The organism is Agromyces sp. NBRC 114283 (assembly GCF_030268405.1).
Classification (GTDB): domain Bacteria; phylum Actinomycetota; class Actinomycetes; order Actinomycetales; family Microbacteriaceae; genus Agromyces; species Agromyces mediolanus.
Window position 1 is genome coordinate 3,330,742 of record NZ_BSQP01000001.1, and the last position, 19,852, is coordinate 3,350,593.

A 19,852-nucleotide genomic window follows, 5' to 3' on the forward strand; every position below is an offset into this window, starting at 1 on the left:
GATCACAGGGTTTGCTCCGCTCATCGAGCGTCCGACGATTGCGCCGATGTGAAGCCAGGCTGGCCTGCCCGCACCCCCTCCAGCACCACCTGCAGCGCCGGCGAGTCCGCCTGACTCCGACGATGCACGGCCGAAACTCCCCGGGTCGACGCGGGCTGCGCGGTCGGGATCGCCACGAGATCGTCATGCAAGGCCGGACGCCCCATCCGCGGTACCAGCGCGACCCCGAGCCCGGCGCGCACGAGCTCCAGATGGTTCTCGAACTCCATCGACTCGTGCACGATGCGGGGCGCGTTCGAAACGCCGTCGAACAGCCGCCGCAGCCACTGGCGGCAGATGGTCGAGTCGAAGGTCGCGATCCAGTCCTCGTCGGCGAGGTCGAGCGGAGTCAGCGTCGAAGCGCCGGCCAGCGGGTGGTCGCGGCGCAGGATCACGTCCGCGACATCCGTGAACAGCGGCGTCTCGACCAGGTGATCGGGCATCGCGAGCGCGACGCCGCCCCAGCGGTGCACGATGCCGAGGTCGCGCTGCCCCGACGCGACGAGCGCGATCGTCTCCCACGGCTCGCTCTCGCGCAGGGGCACGCGCAGCTCGGGATGCTCCGCCCGCAGCTTCGGCAGCACGTCGACGAGCAGCCCGCGCACCGCGGTCGAGAACACGCCGATGCGCACTTCGCCGACGACCGGTCCACGATCGGCGGCGGGACCGCCCGCGAGGTGCAGGTCGGCCTCGATCCGTTCGAGCTCGGCGAGCACCGTCGCCGATGACGTCACGAGCTGGCGACCGGCATCCGTCAGCACCACCCCGCGCCCCGCCCGCTCGAGCAGCGCGACACGCGTGCCGCGCTCGAGCCGCTTGATCTGCTGCGACACCGCGGACGGCGTGAAGCCGAGCGCGTCGGCCGCCGCCGCGACGCTGCCATTGGTGGCCACAGCGCGCAGGGCGACCACGGCTTCGAGATCGATCATGCACGGATGCTACCGAATCATCCGCAGAAATGATCGCTGGTGTTTCCGGATGCTTCGCGCTGAACTCGGAGGATGACGCGACGGGACATGCTGCTGGCCGCCCTGGTGGCGACGATGTGGGGCTTCAACTTCGTCGTCATCGACTGGGGCATGACCGGCATCCCGCCGCTCCTCTTCGTCGCCATCCGCTTCGCCGTCGTCGCCCTCGCGGTCGTTGTCGTACCGCGCCCGCTCGCGAGCTGGAAGACGATCATCGGCGTCGGCCTCTTCATGAGCCTCGGCCAGTTCGCGCTGCTCTACACCTCGATGGCGCTCGGGCTGCAGCCGGGTATCGCGGCGCTGCTGCTGCAGGCGCACGTCGTGCTCACGATCGTGGTCGCTGCGCTCGCGCTCCGCGAGCGGCCGACGCGGATGCAGACGATCGGCGTGCTGGTCGGCACCGTCGGGCTGGGGGTCGTCGCGCTCGGACGCGGCGGGGATGCCCCGGCCCTCGCCGTCGTCCTCGCCCTGCTCGCCGCGCTCTCCTGGGCGATCGGCAACGTCATCTCGCGGAAGGCGGGACCGGTCGCCCCCGCGAAACGGCTCGGCGCGCTGTCGCTCACGGTGTGGTCGTCGCTCGTCGTGCCGCTGCCGGCGCTCGCGCTGTCGGCGCTCATCGAGGGGCCCGACGCCATTGCCGCGGGCCTCGCCGCCTTCGGCTGGCGCCCGATCCTGTCGACGCTCTACACCGCCGGACTCTGCACCCTCATCGGCTACGCGATCTTCAACGCCCTGCTCGCGCGCAACCGGGCCGCCTCGGTGGTGCCGTGGGTGCTGCTCGCACCCGTCGTCGCGATGGCGTCTGCGGCGCTGCTGCTCGGGCAGGTGCCGAACGTCTGGGAGACAGTCGGCGGTGCGGTGCTCGTCGCCGGCGTCTTCATCGCGAACGCGCCGGCGCGGCGGCGCCTACAGCGCCCCGGTCGCCGGCTTCTCGACGACGCGGCCGTCGCCCTCGAAGGAGAGCAGCCGGTCGGCGAGTTTGTCGACGAAGAAGCGGTCGTGCGAGACCACGACGACCGCGCCGGGGAAGTGCGTCAGCGCCCGCTCCATCACCTGCGTCGAGGTGATGTCGAGGTGGTTGGTGGGCTCGTCGAGCACGATCACCGCGGCTCCTGAGAGCAGGCACTGGGCGATCGCGACGCGCGCCCGCTGCCCGCCCGAGAGGGTGCCGATCTTCTGCTGCAGGTCGGCGTCGGAGAACTGCAGCATCGCGAGGAACCGCGCCACGCTCTTCTTCGTCGCCGTGAACGCGAGCGAATCGGGGTACGCGTTCACCGCGTGCCCGACGGTGTCGGTCAGATCGAGCTCGGCGTACACCTGGTTGTACGACACGAAGCGGGCACCCTTCGCCCAGCGCACGCTGCCCGCGTCGGGCGACGTCACCCCGGTGAGCACGTCGAGCAGGGTCGACTTGCCGGATCCGTTCGGCCCGATCACCGCGACCCGATCGCCGCGCTGCAGATCGAAGCTGAGCCCGTCGAACACGGGCGCACCACCGAACGACTTCGACAGTCCGGTGACGGTGAGCAGGTCGTTCGACACCTTCAGCCCGTCGTAGATCGAGGTGATGATCTGGTCGATGGGGCGCGGCGCCTGCCGCTTCTTGATGTCGGCGAGGCGGCGGGCGACGGCGTTCGAGGGGTTGCGCGCCGCTTCGCGACGGGCGGATGCCGCGGCCTGCTCGTAGGCGAGCAGCTCCTCCTCGTGCGCGAACTGCTTCTCGAGCATCTTCAGCCGGGACTGCTTCGCGTGCACGTACGCGGAGTAGTCGCCCTCGTACTCCTGCAGGCGGTAGTTCTCGATCTCGATGATGCGGTCGACGACGCCGTCGAGGAACTGCCGGTCGTGCGACACCACGAGCACCGCCCCGGCGAAGCCCTGCAGCCAGTTCTCGACCCACTTCACGCCGTCGAGGTCGAGGAAGTTCGTCGGCTCGTCGAGCAGCAGCACATCGGGCGCCTGCACGAGGATCAGCGCGAGCGCGGCGCGGTTGCGCCATCCACCCGAGAGCCGATCGACGGGCAGGTGCCGGCGCTCCTCGTCGAAGCCGAGCCGGGTGAGCACGGTGTCGATCGTGGTCTCGTAGGTCCACCCGCCGACGGCGTCCATCCGCTCGAACAGCGCGCCCTGCTCGGTAAGGAGCTTGTCCATGGCCGAGGCATCCATCGGCTCCGCGAGCTGCGCGCCGATCTCGTCGAGCCGGGCCTGCGTCTCGTGCACCTCGGTGAAGTGGTCGCTCAGCGTCTGCTGCACGCTGCGCTCGCCGTCGAGCTCCGAGAACTGCGAGAAGTAGCCGATCGTCGTGCCCTGCGTGACGTCGACCGTGCCGCCCGTGGGCTCGCGCCGGCCGAGCACGATCTCGAGGAACGTCGACTTCCCCGTGCCGTTCTTGCCGATGAGGCCGACGCGGTCGCCCTTCCGGAGCTTCAGGAACGCCTCTTTGAGCACCGGTCGCCCGTCGTAGTCCATGCTGACGTCGTTCAGGCGGATCAGGCTCACGGGTGTCCTCGCGTCGGGGGGGTCGGGAGCGGCGAGACGGATGCCTCGAGCCGCCAGTCGACTCTACCGAGCGCGGCTGTGCACGGGCGGCGACGCCGAGCAACGGAATGTGCGAGGCTCCAGGTCGCGTGAACGGAGATCGGAGGGAGATGCGGATGCCTCAACGAGTGCTCGCCGTCGCGGCATCCATGATCGCGCTGACGCTCGTCGGATGCACCCCGACCGCTACGCCCGCGTCGCCGAGCACGCCGGTGTCTGTTCCTCCGCCGTCGACGTCGGCGACACCACCCGCGCTCGACCTGAGCGCGCCACCCGCCGGCAACCTCGAATCCTTCGACGCCGTTGCTCGCGAGGTCATCGCACGGGATGCACCGCCGACAACGTCAGACTTCGTCGATGCCCTGCGCACCGCGGGTGCACCCGACGAGCGCCTTGAGTTCGGCACGGACCTGACGACCGAGGGAAAGCCGGTCGATGCGTACTTCTGGGCGGTACGGTTCGACGACGGATGCCTCGTCGGCCAGTTCCGGCCGCTCGAACCGGACCCCGATCGGCAGTACCTCAGCGCCGAGGCGCCACTCGTCGGCGGCCGTTGTCTGGTGGCCCGACCGTCCGAGACCCGGAACAGACCGGATAAGGTCGCACCATGAATCCCGCCGCGACATGGAACCAGCGGACACTCCAGTGAGTCAGACCACCGCCGAACTCGTGTTCGCGAGCATCGGTTTCATCGGCTTCTTCGCGTTGGGCATCGCCTCAGTCGTCGTCCCGCGCCGAGTCGGCCGGTTCTTTCAAGTGGGAGGAGGCCCACTTCTAGGACCTCGAATGGCCGCCAAGATGTTCTCGACGGGCCGCATCCGCTACACGGAGTGCGTGTTGGCGCTCATGACGCCGTTCATGGCGTGGGGCGCCGTCACGAACATCCTCGCGTGATCACTCCGCGTCGCGCGGCGGGTTGTGCATGAACTCGATGCGGATGCCGTTGTCGTCCTCGAGGAACGAGGCGTAATAGCGCTCGTTGAAGCGGGGGTACAGCTTGGGCGCGCGCACGACGTTCCACCCGGCATCCGTCGCGACCGCGTGCAACCGGTCGACCTCGTCGCGGGAGTCGACCGCGAATGCCAGGTGCTGCCAGCCCACCCGGCCGTGCTCGTGCGGTCCCGACTCGGGCTCGCGCGCGGCGAAGACGATGAACTCCGTCTCGCCCTCCTTCCACCAGGCGGCCGAGTCGTCGTGCTCGCCACCCTTCTCGAAGCCGAGGGCGGTGAGCACGGCATCGAACTGGTCGATGCCGCGGCGGAGGTCGGCGACGGAGACACCGAGGTGGTCGAACACAGGCATGCGCACCAGTCTGACGGATGCCGGCGACCCCCGCGGATGGGCAGCGCTCCCCATTCCCCCGACGCGAGCGCGGGGATAGCTTGGCCGCACGCACGACCGAAGGGAACACGATGCGCACCTCCATCCGCACGAAGACCGCGGCGCTCGCCACCGCGGCGAGCCTCGCCCTCGGTGGCGGCCTCGCGCTCGCGGCTGCCGCCCCCGCGAACGCCGCCTACGAACAGATGCAGACGTACAGCAACTACCCGACGAAGCAGCGCTGCCAGTCGGAGCAGACGTACGCGTTCCAGCGCATCGCGGCGACCGGCCACACGCGCACCGCGTACACGCCGTGCCACTACCAGGACTCGAAGCGGAAGTGGATGTTCCAGGTCTGGTTCATCTGAGCCGGCACTGAGCCGAACGAGCTGAGGGCCGCCCCGGGATCGGGGCGGCCCTCGACTCATCCCCGCCGCCGCACCGCCGCGACCACCCCGGCGACCGCGACGAGCCCGGCGCTGACGAGCAACGGGCCGACTGCGCCGAGCGCGCTCGCGTAGGCCGCGCCGCCGAGCACCGGTCCGAGAGCCGCACCGACGTTGAGCGACGCCGTCGCGTACGAGCCCGCCATGGTCGGCGCCCCCGTCGCGACGCGGATCGACGCGGCGATGAGCGTGCTCCCGACCGCGAACGACAGCGCACCCTGCACGAAGGTGAGCACGAGCAGCGCGGCCGGGCTCGCGGCGAGCAGCGCGAAGGCGCACCAGCCGACGAGCAGTGCGACGCCCCCGAACCGCAGGATGGCTCGCGCATGCCCGTCGCCGAAGCGACCCGCCGCCCACACGCCGAGGAACGATCCGAGCCCGAACAGCGCCAGCACGAGCGGCACCGCCGCCTCGTCGAGTCCGGCGCGCTCGGTCACGAGGGGCGCGAGAAAGGTGAACGCGCAGAACGTCGCGCCGTTCACGAGCGCGCCGAGGGCCAACGGGCGCAACAGCGCCGGGCGGCGGAGTTCCGCGAGCTCGCCGCGGAGCGGCGGCGCGGCGGATGCCCCGTCGCGGGATGCCGTCGAGGCATCCATCCCCGTCGGCACGGCGAGCGCGACCCCGAGGAGCGCCGGCAGCGAGAGGAGGGCGACGCCCCAGAGCGCCGCCCGCCAGTCGAGGAGCGCGCCGACCGCGGCGCCGGCCGGGACCCCGACGATGAGCGCGAGCGTCGTCCCGCCGAGGATCGCGGCGAGCGCGCGGGCGAGCCGGTACGGCGGCACGAGCGCCGAGACGGTCGAGAGGGTGACGGCGAGGAAGCCCGCATTGCAGAGCGCCGCGACCACGCGCGTCGCGAGCAGCACGCCGAAGTGCTCGGTCAGGGCGCCGACGACGTGCATCGCGATGAAGCCGAGGAGGAGCGCCGAGAGCGCGATCCGTGGCGACCAGCGCCGCGCGAGCGCCGCCATGAGTGGCGCGCCGACGATCATTCCGGCGGCGAAGGCGGTGGTGAGGAGCGCCGCTTCGGGCACGGTGACGCCCAGGTCCGCGGCGATGGCCGGCAGGAGGCCGGCGAGCATGAACTCCGAGGTGCCCTGCGCGAAGACCGCGACAGCGAGCAGCACGATGAGAATTGGCATGAGTGAACTCCGATGAGGGTGACGGTCGGTCGATGACGGACCGGCACACCGGAGCCCCGAACCAGGGCTCGGCGCAGCGCCGAGGCGATGCAGCGAAGCGCGCGCCGCTCAGAGGGCGCGATGGAGGTTGGAGCTACCGGCGGGCCGGCAGCTCGACTCTGGATGCTTCGGGAGAACTCACCCGGCCAGGCTAGCGGATGCCTCGACGAGCTGGCGTGCGTCGGTTGATAGGGTGCCGGGACACGTGCGTCGCGAACCAGGGACGACGCAGGAACCCGGGGGCCACGATGAGCGTTTCACCGACTGACGACCGAGCGGCGACGCCGAACCCGCGCCTCGCATTCCGGTACCTCATCGTCGGACTCGTGGCGGAGCTCGTGGCCCTCGGCGCGTGGTTCGGGGTCGCGCTCCTCGAGCAGGGCTCCCCGCCGGCCGTCGCGCTCACCTTCTTCGCCATCGCGCTGCACGCATTCTCGCTCGCGTTCCTGCTCGCCGCGACCATCTTCGGCATCGTCAATCTGCGCCGCCGCGTTCAGCCCACCGCCATTCAGCTGCTGGCGGCGCTCGCGCTCCCGATCGCGGTGGTGCTGCTGGTGCCCTTCGTGGTCGTGCTGTTCCTCATCACGACCTCGTAGACGCTCGACGCGTCGCGGAGGTCCCGAGGTACGCGCGTGCGTTTCGCGTGAGCAGGAGGATGAGGGCGGCGAGGAGCAGCGTGACGTCCAGGAGTGCGACCGGCGTCACCCGGAGCGACACCACTGCCGCCGCGATCAGCAGGATCGGCACGCCCGCCCAGACCCACGTCTGCCCGCGCCAGCAGGCGAAGGCGACCGCGAAATGCGCGGCGGCGCACACTGCCGCGAGCACCACCGTCTGCCAGTCGCTCGCCGACGGCCCGGGCTGCGGGCCCGGGAAGAGGATGAACGTGATCGGGATCGTCCAGAAGGCACCCGCGAACGTCACCACCCCGCTCGCCGCGGCCACCGATGCCGGAACTGCGCGCGACGGGACTGCGTTCCAGCCCGCCGGACGCCTCGCACGCTCGGGTCGCTCGATTTCGGCAGACACCGCGAAGCGCCGCGCCGCCGGCATCCACAGCAGGATCACCGCGGCGAGCGCCGCCGCAGCCGCGCCGAGCAGCACCAGATTCGGACTGACCCCGCTCAGCACCGACGCGGTCATCAGGGCGGCGTACGCGGCGATGACGATCCGCGGCCACCGCCTCCGGCTCCGCACCGCCAGCGCGGCGCTGGCCGGAACCGCGACGGCCCCGACCGAGACGAGGGCGAGCAGCACGGCGGTCGGCGCCACGACATCGGCCGGAAGCCCCGCGTACACGGACGGGAGGAAGAGCGGGACGGCGTTGATGAGACTCAGGCCGGCGCACACGAAGAGGAGGAGCGTCGCCCAGCGGACGGTGGACGGTGGCGCGGGCCGGCTGACCGGAACACTCATCGAGGATCACCCTGCGGTTGCTCGGAACGCAGCCCGCTACCCGAGGGCTCCGCGCGGCGCGCACGTGCGATCAGTTCTTCGATGAGCTCCCGGTACACGAGATCATCGACCGGGGAAAGGGCTCGTGATGTCGCATCCACCGGCACGATGCCGAGCTCGTACCTCTCGCCATTCGCGAACCCGGCGACGAGAATCGCACGTTCTACGAGAGTGCCGAAGTTCGCGGTGCCGACGTCGATCGAATCGACTCGGTCGAGGCGCAACCGCGCACCGGCCGACCAACGCCGGCGCCCGGCGTTCCGCAAGGTCAGCGTGCGCTCGTCCAAGGTCATCGCCTGGTAGCTGATCCAGGGCCGCAGCCAGCTGAGCACGATGCTGAGCTCCGCCGGCGGGAAGGTCGAGAAGTCGGCAGTCGTGCGGACGGCGATGGCGCGATGGTCATCGGCTGACTGCATTGCCGAGCGCAGGTTCGCCCGCCCCACCGCGAAGTACAGCGGCCACAAGGCGAATGAGACCAGCGCCATCACCGTGATCGCGGTCGCTGCCCCGAGCGCGGCGGAGAGGCCGCCGTCGCGGCCTTCGAGAAGCGCGACAGCTCCGACGACCAGAGCGAGGAATGCCGCATGAACAGTGGCGATGCGCCGCCGTCGCGGGAGACCCGGCCGTCTTCGTCGTCGAAGGAGGACACCGCTCAGTTCCATCTTCACGTTTCCTTGCGCATCAGTGCCCATCACAGCGGAACACCCACAGCCTGGCACAGCCGGTGTCCCGAACGCGATGCGCCGCCCGGACATGTCGATTCCCCGGCCGCCGACGGCTCACTCCGTGGATCGCTCGGTTGCCTCGACGACGAGCGTATCGAAGCGGAACGGACCCGGGCACTCGCCGAACATGCCGGTGCGCTCGACCGCGACCGGGATCTCGTACTCGCCGTCGACCAGGCCGGCCCCGTCGACGGCCTCGACGACCACGCGCACGTTGCGCTCACTCCCGTCGCCGTACACGCCCTCGCCGAGGTACGGCGCCGCCTGCGGCACCCGCCAGACCCCGCCGGGCACGGTCTCGCCGACCGTGGGCTCGGCGCCGCGCTCGACGGGCGCGGGTGCGCACCCGGCGCCGAAGCAGGCGGAGACGAGGGCGTCGTCGGGCAGCTCCGGGTCGAAGGCGACGACTGCCGGGCCGTCGTAGAGGTAGCCGACGGCCGAGCAGGCGACGGCACCGGGGCCGGCGCAGCCGCTCAGCGCGAGCGCGAGGCCTCCGGCGAACATGGCGCCGGCCGCGGTGGTGGTCGGTCTGCTGCGCATGCCCCGAGCCTGCCAGGGAATGATCCCGCGCGACGCGGGGCCGAGGCATCCGTTGTCGAAGCGATGCGCGATCGTCGCCGAACCGGGACCGGGCACCCCCAACCCCGAGCGCCTTTCACTCGTCGGGGGGTGCATGCGAGGATCGGCATATGAGCCCCGCCGCGCTGACCCCCGCCGACTGGCGCGCCCTCGAGGCGCACATCGCGGAGCGCTACGCCGAGGCGGTCCACGCCTACCTCGCGCACCACCCAGGCGAGCGCGTGTTCGGCGTCGCCTCCCATGTCTTCTCCGGCGAGACCGGCGGGGTGATCGCGTGGCCGGGGCTCGCCGTCGGCAGCGAGGAGTCGCTCGCTGCGGCCACCGAGGATTCGAGCTTCAGCACCGAGGAGCTGCGGTGGAGTCCTGCCGACTGGGCGTTCCAGCTCGATCCGAGCGAGGCCGACGACGACTGGACCGCCCGCGCCGAGGCGGCCGCCCGGGCCGGCGACGACGCCCACTGGGAGGCGATCTACGCGCGGTTCCTCCGCAGCTTCGCCACCGCCGCGAAGACGGCCAAGAAGCGGCTGCGCGCCGAGGGCGCCGTCGCCCCGGGGTTCCTCGCCCTCGCCATGGACGAGGCCTGGGAACTCGTCCCCCTGAGCCTCACGAAGGCCGAGCTCGAGCGGCACTTCCCCGAGCTCGGCGAGGAGGCGCAGGAGCTGGCCCGCCTCCAGGCGCTTCCCGCGCCCGAGCGGGCCGCCGCCCTCGGCGAACTGCTCGACGCGTACACGCCGGGCGTCGTCTCCTCCGAGCAGGCGGAGCGCATGCTGCGTGAGCTCGGCGAGGCATCCATCGACGTCGCCCTCGAACGGATGCCTCGCTCGCAACGCCGTTGGCAGTGGGCGAAGCTGCTCGCCGACCTCGGCATCCCCCGTGACGACGCGGTCGACGCCCTCGCGACGGTGCTGCGCGCGAAGAAGCTGCCGGAGCCCGACCGCGCCTGGGCCGCCGCAGCGCTCGCGCGACTCGGTCGCCTCGACCTCGTGCTCGCCGAGGTCGAGCGGATGCCTCGCCCCGTGCTGCTGCGCGGGCTCGCCGCCCCGTACACCTCGTTCCGCGACCGCGCGGTTCGACACCTGCCGCTCGACTACGCCCCGCTCGAAGCCGCCCTCGCCGAGCACCCGGAGCTGGCCGAGCCGATGCTCGACGAACTCCGCCCCGGCAGCGGGTACTGCACCATCGAGCCTGCCGAGGCGGCGACCGCCCGCGCCGCGCTCGGCTCGCCCTTCGAAGTGGTGCGGCGACACGCGCGGGCGGTGCTGGAAGACGCACGGCGGTCAGTATGAGCTCGGCGCCCGATGCTGCGCTCGGCGCTGCACTGCTCAGGGTCGCGGCCGAGGCATCCGTCCCGTCCGCCACGCTGCGCGACGCCGGGCTCATCGACGCCGTCCCCGAACTCGCGGCGCTCGCCGCCACCCCGCAGGATCCGCAGTGGCACCCGGAGGGGGACGTGCTCGTGCACTCCCTCGGCGCGGCCGACCTCGCGGCCCGGCTCGCCGACGAGCAGGGCGTCGGCCCCGAACGGCGTCGCCTGCTCGTGCTCGGAACGCTGCTGCACGACGTCGGAAAACCCGCGACGACCCGTGAACGTGAAGGGCGGATCACCTCGCTCGGTCACGCCGAGCACGGCGGCGAGCTGGTGCGCGAACTGGGGGCCCGCCTGACCTGGCCGGAGTCGCTCACCGAGCCGCTCGCGGCCCTCGTCGAGACGCACATGGCGCACGTCTCGGTGCAGGGCGATCCGTCGCGGCGCGCAGTGCGTCGGCTGCGCACCCGGCTCGAGGCCGCCGGCACCACGCTCGCCGACTGGGCGGTCGTGGTGCGCTGCGACGGCGAGGCGCGCGGGGCCGCGGCACGGCCGGATGCCTCGCTCCCCTGGCTGCGGGTCGCGGCAGAGCTCGGCTGAGCAGGGGCAAGTGGAGCAGCTGACCGATGGGCAGCCCTGCCCATTCCCTCGGCGCCCGGCTCGTCGCTAGCCTGGGCGCACGCCACCGCGGGCGACCGCCCCGGTGCACCGTTCGGGGGAAGGAACGCAGATGCGTGCAGTGAAGACCCTGGCGGCTCTCGGAGTCAGCCTCGCGATGGTGTTCGGCGGCTCGGCCGTCGCGAACGCCGCACCGCAGACCTGGTACTACATCACGGGATACAGCCAGACCGATTGCCAGCGCATCTCGAACCAGTACCGCGGGCTCGGGGCGCGCATCGTCACGGCGTGCCACAAGCGCTCGTACGACCAGAAGTGGGCGTTCTCCTACTACTGGATCAACTGATCCGGCACCGGCCCCTGGCGGGAGGAGATTGTCACCCAGGGAGGCCTCTGGGCCGCGAAACGACCTCCCTGGGTGACGATCTCCTCCCGCCGGGGGCGGCGGGGTGCCCGGGATCGGGCACGGGCAGCGCGCTCAGGCCGCGCTGCTCCCGGCGGCCACGATCGCGGTGACGATGTGCTCGGCGACGGCCTCGGCATCCAGCTCGCGCACCACCCGGGTCGTGCCGCCGCCCGGCGTAAAGACGCTGCGTCCCTCGCCCTCGCCCTCGCGCTCGATCGTGACGGTGCCCGGCTCGGAGACCTCGAACAGTCCCGGCTCGGTCAGGGTGAGCACGGTCACCGGGTCGTGCGGCACGTTCCACTCGACGTTCCAGTAGCGCCACCACTGCTCGACCTCGGCGAGGACGAGCGCGCCGAGCGGACCCGCCGCCCCGATGCGGTCGAGCTGGTCGCGGCGGATCTCGACGCGGCGGGTCACCTCGAGTCCCGTGACGGTGGTCGGGATGCCCGCGCCGAAGACGAGCTCGGCGGCCGCCGAGTCGCTGCGCAGGTTGTGCTCGGGCTCGTCGTCGGTGAAGGAGCCGCCCATGATCCAGAGGTGGCGCACGGCGCCGGCGAAGCGCTCGTCCGCCTCGATCGCCGCGGCGATGTTCGTGAGCGGCCCGATGGCGACGACGTCGATCTCGCCCGGGTTGCCGACGACCTGCTCGACGAGGAAGTCGACGGCGTCGCCGGCCTCGACGTGCTCGCGCTCGAGCTCGTCGAGCAGCGCGCCCTCGTGCCCGGCCCACCAGATTCCCCGGCCCGAACGGGTCTCGGCGCGGCCCGCGTAGACGGGCACGTCGCGGCCGGCGAGCTCGACGATGCGGCGGCTCATCCGGGCGCGCAGCAGCGTGTCGCCGTAGACGGTGGTGACGCCGACGAGCTCGACGGCGGGAAGGCCGAGCAGCTGGCTGAGCGCCATGGCGTCGTCGACGTCGGAGCCGAGGTCGGTGTCGAGGATGACTCGGTGGGCAGCGCGCATCGGCGGTGCTCCTTTCGGGGTGGTGCGAGTGGTGCGAGTGGTGCGGAGATCGGGTCGGCTACTTGAGCCCGGTCGTGGAGACGGACTGGATGAAGTAGCGCTGGAAGCCGATGATGATCGCCAGCGGGATGAGGATGAGGATCACGGAGGCCGCGAACAGCACCCCGTAGTCGACGGCGAACTGCCCCTGCAGGTTCGACAGGGCGACGGGCCCGACGACGTGGTCGCGGTCGGTGCCCATGAGCAGCGGCCACACGTACGCCTGCCACTGGAACAGGAACAGCATGAGCCCGGCGCCGATGAGCGCCGGCACCGACAGCGGCAGGTAGATCCGGCGGAACACGCCCCACGGTCCGAGGCCGTCGAGGCGGGCCGCCTCGACGAGCTCCTCGGGGATCGCGAGGAAGAAGGTGCGCAGCAGGAAGATCGCCATGCCGTTGCCGAGGCCCGGCAGGATCAGCCCGAAGAACGTGTTCTGCAGGTTCCAGTCGCGGAACATGTCGGCGAGCGGGATCGCGATCGCGTCGAACGGGATGAGGAACGACAGGATGATCAGCGAGAACACGAGCCCCTGCCCGCGGAACTTGAACGCCGACAGCCCGTACGCCGCGGTCGCGCAGATCACGAGCCCGACGACGACGGTCACGAGGCTGATGAACAACGAGTTCAGGATGGCCCGGCCGAGGTCGGTGTCGAGCAGCGCGAAGTAGTTGTCGAGCGTCGGGGTGAGCGTGAAGAAGGTGCGCCACTCGAGCGGGTTCAGGTAGCGGAAGGTCTCGTCACCGGGGCGCAGCGAGTTCACGACCGTCCACCACAGCGGGATGAGGAACGCGAGCCCGATGACGGCGCCGAGCACGGAGGTGCCGACGGGGCCGAGGCGACGACGGGCCGATCGGCGGCGGCCGGCCGGCGCCTGGGACGGGGCGAGGGATGCGGTCATGTCAGTCCTCCGACCGGAGCAGGCGGAACTGCAGGGCGACGATCACGAGCGTGATGAGCACGAGGATGACGACCTCGGCCTGCGCGGTGTTCAGGTCGCCGAGCGTGTACGCCCTGGTGAAGATGTCGTACATGAGGAGGTTGGTGGAGCCCTCCGGCCCGCCCTTCGTGAGGATCTGCACCGGCGCGAAGACGAGCAGGTTCGACACCGTGTCGGCGACGAGCACGAAGGCGAGCGGCCGGCGCACGAGCGGGAAGGTGATGGTCCACAGCTGCCGCCACGCGGAGGCGCCGTCGAGCGAGGCGGCCTCGTAGTAAGAGCGCGGGATGTCGTTGATGCCCGCGATGAGGAACATCATCCAGTACCCCACGCCGATCCACGACAGCAGCACCATGATCGAGGCGAGCGCCTGCTGCGGCGAGGTGAGGAACGGCTGCGCGGGCAGGCCGAGCAGGTCGAGGAACGCATTGGCGAGGCCGTCGGGCCGGTAGATGACGCTCCAGATCACCGCGGAGACGGCGGGCGGCACGGCGATCGGCAGGATGACGAGCGAGCGCCAAATCTTCGAGCCGGCCGCCTTGCGCGTGTAGAGCACCGCGAGCAGGAACGCGGTCGCGACCTGCAGCGGGTTGATCAGGATGGTGAACACGAGCGTGACGAGCAGCGCGTTCTGGAAGTCGGGGTTGCCGAAGAGCTCGAAATAGTTGCCGAGGGCGACGAACTGGGTGCCGCCGAGCAGGCTCGCACGGAACAGGCTGTCCCAGAGCGCCACGGCGGCCGGCGCGAGCCGGAGCACGAGCAGCGCGATGAGCGCCGGCGCGAGGAAGGCGAGGGCGATGAGGGCGGGATGCCGCCGCCCGCGCCGAGTGGGGCGGGCCGGCGGCGCCGGCCGCACCGCCCGGCGGGCGCGAGGATCCGCGCCCGCCCGGGTGGTGGGAGTGGTCATCGCAACTTCTTCCAGGCGTCCTGGATCTGGGTGGTCGCCTGCTCGAGGCGGGCGGCCGGGTCGGAGCCGTTGCGGATGTCCGCGAAGGCGGTGTTCATCGCCGACTCGAACTGCACGTAGCCGACGGAGACGGGCCGCGGCACGGCGGTCTCCTCGATCTCGTAGGTGATGAGGTCGGCGACGCCAGCGGCGTGCGCGCCGCCGAGCTCTTCGAGCCCGGGCAGGTACTTCGCGGCGGCCTCGGTGTTCGACGGGATGATCGTCGTCGCCTCGGTCGTGGCGAGGGCACCGGCCGGGTCGAGCGCGGCGAACTCGATGAACTCGCGCGCGGCGTCCTTGTTCTTCGACGCGGTGTTCACGCCCCACGACCAGGAGCCGGTCGGAGTCGCGACCTCGCCGCCCTCGAAGTACGGCATCGGGGCGACGCCCCAGTCGAACTTCGCGTCGGAGGCGAAGCGGCCCACGTCCCACGGGCCGCCGACGAAGAAGGCGACGTTGCCGTCGATGAAGACGGGCGCGGTCTGGAAGCCGCCGACGCCGCGCGGCGAGAGGCCGCTCTCGAAGGTGTCGCCGTACCAGGCCATGGCCTGCTGCCATCCGTCGTTCGTGACGTCGACGGTGAGCATGTCGTCACCGGTGATGCCCGAGCCGCCGCCGAGGGACTCGGCGAGGGGCTGCAGCTGGTAGTACGCCTCGACCTGCTCGAGCAGCAGGCCGTACTGGGTGCCGGCGGCCTGGGCCGCGCGGCCGGCGTCGGCGGTCTGCTCCCACGTCCAGCGGGCGGCGGGGTCGGCGGTGGGCGCCTCGACGCCGGCCGCGGCGAGGGCGTCGCGGTTGAAGAACAGCATCTGCGTCGAGTTCCAGACCGAGAGGGCCCACATCTTGCCGTCGTACTGGTTGATCTCGAACTGCGCGGAGCTCGTGGCGGCCTTGGCCTCGTCGGCGAGGTCGCTGAGGTCTTCGAGGAAGCCCTGCGCGGCGAGCTGGGAGAGGTTCGGCTGGTCGACGGCGTAGACGTCGATCGTGTCGTCCTTCGCGCCGAGCCGCTGCTGCAGCGTGCTCGAGTACTGGTCGAACGGCACCTGGGTGTAGTCGATCGTGATGTCCGGGTGCTCGGCCTCGAACGCCGCGATGACCGGGGCGAAGGTCGCCGGGTCCTCCGGGCCGAGGAACCGGACCGTGCCGGATCCGTCGCCGGCCGAGCCGGAGTCGGCGGGGGCCGAGCAGCCGGCGAGGAGCACGGCGCTCGCCGCGACTCCGGCGAGCAGCAACGCTCGTGAACGCTTCATTGGGTGCACCTTCCGTCGGGGGAATCGTCGCGCTCGTCCGCCGCGCCGGCAAGTGGGCCGGGATCCCGCCTGCTGTGCGCAGGATCTAAGCGGATAGACGAAGCGGTTAGATGGCACTCTAGGCTACCGCCTCCAGCGACGCAAGACGCCGGCGCCGCGGCATCCGGCTGCGCCCCTGCGGCCCGGCGCACTGCTAGCATCCATGCAGGTCTAACCGCTTAGCAGGAGGGAGCCGCGATGGCCACCGGACGCGATGTCGCCCAGCTCGCCGGCACCTCGACGGCCGTCGTGAGCTACGTCTTCAACAACGGCCCGCGCAACGTCTCCCCCGCGACCCGCGAACGCGTGCTCGCCGCGGCCGCCGAGCTCAACTACCGGCCCAACGCGCTTGCCCGCGCGCTCAGCTTCGGCCGCACCTCGACGATCGGGCTCATCGTGCCCGACATCGCGAACCCCTACTTCGGCGAGCTCGCCCGCGCCCTCGAGGACGCCGCCATGGAGCGGGGCGAGCTGCTGCTCATCGGCGACTCGAGCCTCGACCCCGAGCGGGAGCGCCGGCACATCGCCGCCTTCGTCGAACGCCGGGTCGACTCGGTCGTCATGGTCTCCCTGCTCGACGAGCCCGACTTCGCCGCCTTCGAGCAGGCCTCCATCCCGGTGATCGCGCTGCACCCCATCGCCGACGAGGCGCCCGCGGCCTCGCTCACGATCGACTACGAGCTCGCCGCGCGCGCCGCCGCCGCCCACCTCGTCGCCCACGACTTCGACTCGATCGGCCTCCTGAACGGCCCCGCGCACTCCGTCGGCGCCGGCCAGCATCGTCGCGGCTTCCTCGCCGCCATGGCCGAGGCCGGCCGCGAGCTGCGCCACGACGAGCGCAACAGCGGCACCTCCCGCGCGGATGCCTCGGCCGTCTCGCTGCGCTGGCTCGCCGAGCCCGACCGCCCGCGCGCCATCACCTGCGCCACCGACGAGCAGGCGTACGGCGTGCTGCACGCCGCCTACCTGCTCGGCCTGCGCGTGCCGCAGGACCTCGCGGTCATCGGCTTCGACGGCACGGAGCACTCCGAGTACGCGGTGCCGCCGCTCACGACCGTGCGCCAGCCGATCCGGGCCATCGCCGCGCGCGCGATCGAGCTCGTCGCCGAGGCCGCCGCCGAGCCCGCCGACGGCGCGGACTTCACCCGCGTGCGCGAGCTCGCCGGCCACGAGCTCATCGTGCGCGCCTCGTGCGGCTGCGCGGAGGCGTAAGCGGGCGCTTCCGCTGAGCCGCCCCTAGCCCCCGAGCCCCGGGCCGTGCCAGCATGTCCTCACCGACGAGCCGGGAGGCCGCCATGCGAGACACGCTGCACCACTCCCCCGACGCACGACTGTCCACCCTGCCCGGCGCGACGATCATCCGGCGCATCCGTCGCCTGCTGCTCTGGGGACTCGGCACCGCACTCGTCTACACCGGCCTGAGCGCCGCCTCGAAGGGGCTCTGCCGCGGCGGCGCCACGGGCGACGGCGGCTACCTCGACGCCGACGGCCGGGCGACGACCGCCGTACCGCTCTGCGTCGACCTCGTGCTGCGGCCGAGCCCCGTCGTCTACGTCGCCATCGCCGCGATCGCGCTCACCGCCATCACGCTCGTGCTCCGGCGCTCGGCCGACGAGGCATCCGCCCTCCGCACCCTCGACCGCGCCGTCATCCTCATCGTCGCCGTCACCGCCGCCTGGCTGGCGCTCACGCTCGTGTCGTTCATGTCGATCCCGCTCGACGCCTGGGACGGCGGCGAGCGGTTCTGGATCCCCTTCACCTTCGGCAACGTCGACATCGACGTCTCGCCGATGCAGTCGGGAGGCTGAGCGCTACCGGCCGGCGCCAGGACGGCGTAGCCTGTGCGCGATTCGACCACGCCCATTCGATCAAGGGAGACCGTCATGGCCGCACTCGCAGCGATCCAGCCCTGCCTCTGGTTCAACGACCAGGCGCGCGAGGCGATGGAGTACTACGTGGGGGTGTTCCCGGACTCGCGGATCAACTCGATCGAGGCGTACCCCGACGAGTCCCTCGACGAGCACTTCGCGGGCATGGCGGGCAAGGTCATCAATGGCAGCTTCACGCTGAACGGCGTCGACTTCGTCTGCCTCGACGGCGGCCCGCTGTTCACCTTCAACGAGTCCGTCTCCTTCGTCGTCTCCTGCGCCGACCAGGCCGAGATCGACCGCTACTGGGCGGCGCTCTCGCACGTGCCCGAGTCGGAGCAGTGCGGCTGGTGCAAGGACCGCTTCGGCGTGAGCTGGCAGATCATCCCGGCGAACATGTCCGAGCTCATGCAGCGGCCGGCCCAGGTGCAGGTGATGATGGCGCAGAAGAAGATCGTGATCGCGGAGCTCGAGCAGGCCTGAGCGCTCCGCGCCGGGCGACCGTGTCGGTCGCCCGGCGCGGCTCGGCGGACTCACCGCTCAGCAGGGCACCTGGTAGGTGAAGCCGAAGGGGTCGGGCAGGTAGCACCAGCGGTACTCGCTCCCCGAGCCGTCGTCGCCGCCGTCGCCGCCGCCGTCCCAGGACTCCTCCGGCTCGGGCTCAGGGGCCGGCGTGTTCGCGGTGTGCGAGTCGCGCACCGCTGCGGCGGCGTCGACGTACCCCTGCGCCGCGGCGCCGACTTCCGCGAACGGCGGGGTCTCGCCGCGTCCCGTCCAGTCGACCGGCAGCGAGGTTCCGGCGACCGCCTGCAGCGCGGCGACCGACTGCTCCAGCGCGGCCTTCGCCTCGGCGCTCGCGTACCCGGAGGCCGCGATCGTGGCGGCTCCGGCCGCCGCCCCCGCGCCGGCCGCGGCGACGATCGCGGCGTCCACGGCGTCGACCGCAGCGCGGACCTCGGCCTCGGCCGCATCGAGCTCCTCCGCGAGCCCGTCGAGTCGCTGCACCTCGCCGGAGAGTTCGCGCCGCGCGGCCTCCCGCTCCTCGCCGCCGAGCTGCTCGTAGTGCGTGCGCACCTCGTCGTCACCGGCGTCGGGCGCCCAGTCGAGCGAGGACGCCGTCGCGGCATCCTGGGCCACCGGCGCCGCCAGGCTCGCGGTGAGCGCGTCGACGGAGCCCGTCAGCGCGCCCGCCGCGTCCGCCGAGAACTCCCCCGCGCGTCCGGCGACGAGGTCGCGGACGCCAACGGCCGTCGTCTCGGAGAACTCGATCGCGAGGCCGGCGGTCGCCTCGAAGCGCGCGGAGGCCTCCGTCGCGCCGGCGACGGCGGCGTCGAGCCGCGCGGCGTCCGCCGAGGCGGCCTCGGCCGCGGCCGCGCGATCCGCCGCCCACGCCCCCACCGGCACGCCGACGCCGACGAGCAGCGCGAGCACCGCCGCCGGGACGAGCCAGCGCAGGAGCCGCCGACGGCCGCCCGTACTGCTCGAGTCTCCGGCCGTGGTCTGCGCGCCCGCCGCAGCGGGCTGCGGTCCGGGTGCCGAGTCGTGGTTCATGATCGCCTCCGTTCGCGCGCGCCCCCTGGCGCGCGCGACATCGAGATTCGCGGTGACGGACGCCGCCGCGCATCATCCTCGAGGATGAGGACACCACGTAGCCGGTCGAACGAGCATCCGTGGAACCGCGGACGCGGCGGATAGCCTGGGCCGATGGATGCCTCCGCGTACGCCGCCGCCCTCCGCACCCAACTCGACCGGGTCGCCGACGCCGCCGCCGCGAAGCTCGAACGCATCGTCGCGGCCGCGCCCGACGCCGCCGAGGAGCTGCAGCTGCTCGTCTTCCCCGATCAGGACGGCGAGGGCGGCTTCTCGATCGTCGCGACGCTCGAGGGCCCGGACGCCTACGTGCTGAACCGCGCGATCGAGGTCGACCGCACCCTCTTCGAGGTGCGGCACGGCGCGCAGGGCCCGACGCCGCCCGTGCCGATGTTCGCCCCCGGCCGGGCGGGCTTCGAGGTGCGCGACGTCATCGTCGACGCGGCGAGCGGATGGCTCGAGGAGCTCTGGGCGCGCGCGGCGCGCGGGCGCAGCCCGATCCCCGGGTACATCGCGGGCATCGACGGCTGGGGCACGGTCGCGCCGGTCGAGCTCGAGGCCTGAGGGCGCGACGGGCCGTCGCCGTCACTCCCAGCGGCCGCCCATCCTGCACTTGGATACAAGTTGTATCCTGGGCGC

General features: G+C 71.9%; 22 protein-coding genes and 1 pseudogene. 11 read left to right on the top strand and 12 right to left on the bottom strand.

Annotated features, from left to right (window positions below; translation table 11 throughout):
* Positions 1-20: 20 nt before the first annotated feature.
* Positions 21-968: a LysR family transcriptional regulator gene (locus QSJ60_RS15960; RefSeq protein ID WP_285464445.1), complete on the bottom strand. Its 948-nt coding sequence runs from the start codon at positions 966-968 to the stop codon at positions 21-23.
* Between the two features lie 114 nt (positions 969-1,082).
* On the opposite strand from QSJ60_RS15960, the pseudogene QSJ60_RS15965 reads away from it, so the two are divergent.
* Positions 1,083-1,835 (top strand): annotated as a pseudogene (locus tag QSJ60_RS15965) (EamA family transporter); the annotation flags it as partial.
* Between the two features lie 78 nt (positions 1,836-1,913).
* On the opposite strand, the gene QSJ60_RS15970 reads toward QSJ60_RS15965, so the two are convergent.
* Positions 1,914-3,506 carry an ABC-F family ATP-binding cassette domain-containing protein gene (locus QSJ60_RS15970; protein WP_285464446.1) on the bottom strand — a complete coding sequence of 531 codons (1,593 nt, stop codon included), beginning with the start codon at positions 3,504-3,506 and terminating at the stop codon, positions 1,914-1,916.
* 155 nt (positions 3,507-3,661) lie between these two features.
* Here QSJ60_RS15970 and QSJ60_RS15975 point away from each other — a divergent pair, with 155 nt between their 5' ends.
* Positions 3,662-4,156 carry a DUF6993 domain-containing protein gene (locus QSJ60_RS15975; protein WP_285464448.1) on the top strand — a complete coding sequence of 165 codons (495 nt, stop codon included), beginning with the start codon at positions 3,662-3,664 and terminating at the stop codon, positions 4,154-4,156.
* Between the two features lie 283 nt (positions 4,157-4,439).
* Here QSJ60_RS15975 and QSJ60_RS15980 read toward each other — a convergent pair whose 3' ends face one another.
* Positions 4,440-4,847 carry a VOC family protein gene (locus QSJ60_RS15980; protein ID WP_285464449.1) on the bottom strand — a complete coding sequence of 136 codons (408 nt, stop codon included), beginning with the start codon at positions 4,845-4,847 and terminating at the stop codon, positions 4,440-4,442.
* Positions 4,848-4,957: 110 nt separating this feature from the next.
* Between QSJ60_RS15980 and QSJ60_RS15985 the strand changes: the two genes are divergently transcribed.
* Positions 4,958-5,233, top strand: coding sequence for a hypothetical protein (locus tag QSJ60_RS15985; protein WP_285464451.1), 276 nt, complete (start codon positions 4,958-4,960; stop codon positions 5,231-5,233).
* 56 nt (positions 5,234-5,289) lie between these two features.
* Here QSJ60_RS15985 and QSJ60_RS15990 read toward each other — a convergent pair whose 3' ends face one another.
* A complete protein-coding gene (locus QSJ60_RS15990) occupies positions 5,290-6,450 on the bottom strand; it encodes a Cmx/CmrA family chloramphenicol efflux MFS transporter (protein ID WP_285464452.1) in 1,161 nt (386 codons plus the stop codon).
* A gap of 287 nt (positions 6,451-6,737) precedes the next feature.
* Here QSJ60_RS15990 and QSJ60_RS15995 point away from each other — a divergent pair, with 287 nt between their 5' ends.
* Positions 6,738-7,085 (top strand): hypothetical protein, encoded by a 348-nt coding sequence (locus tag QSJ60_RS15995; RefSeq protein WP_285464454.1) that lies wholly within the window; start codon positions 6,738-6,740, stop codon positions 7,083-7,085.
* Here QSJ60_RS15995 and QSJ60_RS16000 read toward each other — a convergent pair.
* From QSJ60_RS16000 to QSJ60_RS16010, 3 genes are all read right to left on the bottom strand, one after another.
* Positions 7,072-7,746, bottom strand: coding sequence for a hypothetical protein (locus QSJ60_RS16000; protein ID WP_285464456.1), 675 nt, complete (start codon positions 7,744-7,746; stop codon positions 7,072-7,074). The two genes, QSJ60_RS15995 and QSJ60_RS16000, sit on opposite strands and share 14 nt — an antisense overlap.
* Before the next feature lie 155 nt (positions 7,747-7,901).
* The gene (locus QSJ60_RS16005) at positions 7,902-8,612 is read right to left on the bottom strand and encodes a hypothetical protein (RefSeq protein ID WP_285464458.1); all 711 of its coding nucleotides are present in this window, start codon (positions 8,610-8,612) and stop codon (positions 7,902-7,904) included.
* 111 nt (positions 8,613-8,723) lie between these two features.
* Complete coding sequence (locus QSJ60_RS16010; protein WP_285464460.1) at positions 8,724-9,209, bottom strand: hypothetical protein; 486 nt, start codon at positions 9,207-9,209, stop codon at positions 8,724-8,726.
* Between the two features lie 149 nt (positions 9,210-9,358).
* Here QSJ60_RS16010 and QSJ60_RS16015 point away from each other — a divergent pair, with 149 nt between their 5' ends.
* The 3 genes from QSJ60_RS16015 to QSJ60_RS16025 all read left to right on the top strand — a co-directional run bounded on the left by QSJ60_RS16015 (position 9,359) and on the right by QSJ60_RS16025 (position 11,518).
* A complete protein-coding gene (locus QSJ60_RS16015) occupies positions 9,359-10,534 on the top strand; it encodes a DUF4303 domain-containing protein (protein WP_285464462.1) in 1,176 nt (391 codons plus the stop codon).
* A complete protein-coding gene (locus QSJ60_RS16020; RefSeq protein ID WP_285464464.1) occupies positions 10,531-11,154 on the top strand; it encodes an HD domain-containing protein in 624 nt (207 codons plus the stop codon). The genes QSJ60_RS16015 and QSJ60_RS16020 overlap by 4 nt, the downstream gene beginning before the upstream one ends.
* A 130-nt stretch (positions 11,155-11,284) precedes the next feature.
* The gene (locus tag QSJ60_RS16025; protein WP_285464465.1) at positions 11,285-11,518 is read left to right on the top strand and encodes a hypothetical protein; all 234 of its coding nucleotides are present in this window, start codon (positions 11,285-11,287) and stop codon (positions 11,516-11,518) included.
* A 132-nt stretch (positions 11,519-11,650) separates the two neighbouring features.
* On the opposite strand, the gene QSJ60_RS16030 is transcribed toward QSJ60_RS16025, so the two are convergent.
* Genes QSJ60_RS16030 through QSJ60_RS16045 form a run of 4 tightly spaced genes read right to left on the bottom strand, consistent with a single transcriptional unit; the run spans position 11,651 to position 15,716 of the window.
* Positions 11,651-12,541, bottom strand: coding sequence for a nucleoside hydrolase (locus QSJ60_RS16030; RefSeq protein WP_285464466.1), 891 nt, complete (start codon positions 12,539-12,541; stop codon positions 11,651-11,653).
* Positions 12,542-12,599: 58 nt separating this feature from the next.
* A complete protein-coding gene (locus tag QSJ60_RS16035; RefSeq protein WP_230764452.1) occupies positions 12,600-13,481 on the bottom strand; it encodes a carbohydrate ABC transporter permease in 882 nt (293 codons plus the stop codon).
* A gap of 1 nt (position 13,482) precedes the next feature.
* Positions 13,483-14,427, bottom strand: coding sequence for a carbohydrate ABC transporter permease (locus tag QSJ60_RS16040; RefSeq protein WP_285464468.1), 945 nt, complete (start codon positions 14,425-14,427; stop codon positions 13,483-13,485).
* Positions 14,424-15,716, bottom strand: coding sequence for a sugar ABC transporter substrate-binding protein (locus QSJ60_RS16045; protein ID WP_230764454.1), 1,293 nt, complete (start codon positions 15,714-15,716; stop codon positions 14,424-14,426). The genes QSJ60_RS16040 and QSJ60_RS16045 overlap by 4 nt, the downstream gene beginning before the upstream one ends.
* 237 nt (positions 15,717-15,953) lie before the next feature.
* Here QSJ60_RS16045 and QSJ60_RS16050 point away from each other — a divergent pair, with 237 nt between their 5' ends.
* From QSJ60_RS16050 to QSJ60_RS16060, 3 genes are all read left to right on the top strand, one after another.
* Positions 15,954-16,967, top strand: coding sequence for a LacI family DNA-binding transcriptional regulator (locus tag QSJ60_RS16050; protein WP_285464469.1), 1,014 nt, complete (start codon positions 15,954-15,956; stop codon positions 16,965-16,967).
* An 83-nt stretch (positions 16,968-17,050) separates the two neighbouring features.
* Positions 17,051-17,563, top strand: coding sequence for a hypothetical protein (locus tag QSJ60_RS16055; RefSeq protein ID WP_285464471.1), 513 nt, complete (start codon positions 17,051-17,053; stop codon positions 17,561-17,563).
* Between the two features lie 75 nt (positions 17,564-17,638).
* A complete protein-coding gene (locus QSJ60_RS16060) occupies positions 17,639-18,106 on the top strand; it encodes a VOC family protein (protein ID WP_189085786.1) in 468 nt (155 codons plus the stop codon).
* A 57-nt stretch (positions 18,107-18,163) separates the two neighbouring features.
* On the opposite strand, the gene QSJ60_RS16065 is transcribed toward QSJ60_RS16060, so the two are convergent.
* A complete protein-coding gene (locus QSJ60_RS16065) occupies positions 18,164-19,174 on the bottom strand; it encodes a hypothetical protein (RefSeq protein WP_285464473.1) in 1,011 nt (336 codons plus the stop codon).
* 153 nt (positions 19,175-19,327) lie between these two features.
* Between QSJ60_RS16065 and QSJ60_RS16070 the strand changes: the two genes are divergently transcribed.
* Positions 19,328-19,777: a DUF6389 family protein gene (locus QSJ60_RS16070; RefSeq protein WP_285464475.1), complete on the top strand. Its 450-nt coding sequence runs from the start codon at positions 19,328-19,330 to the stop codon at positions 19,775-19,777.
* The last annotated feature ends 75 nt before the right edge of the window (positions 19,778-19,852 follow it).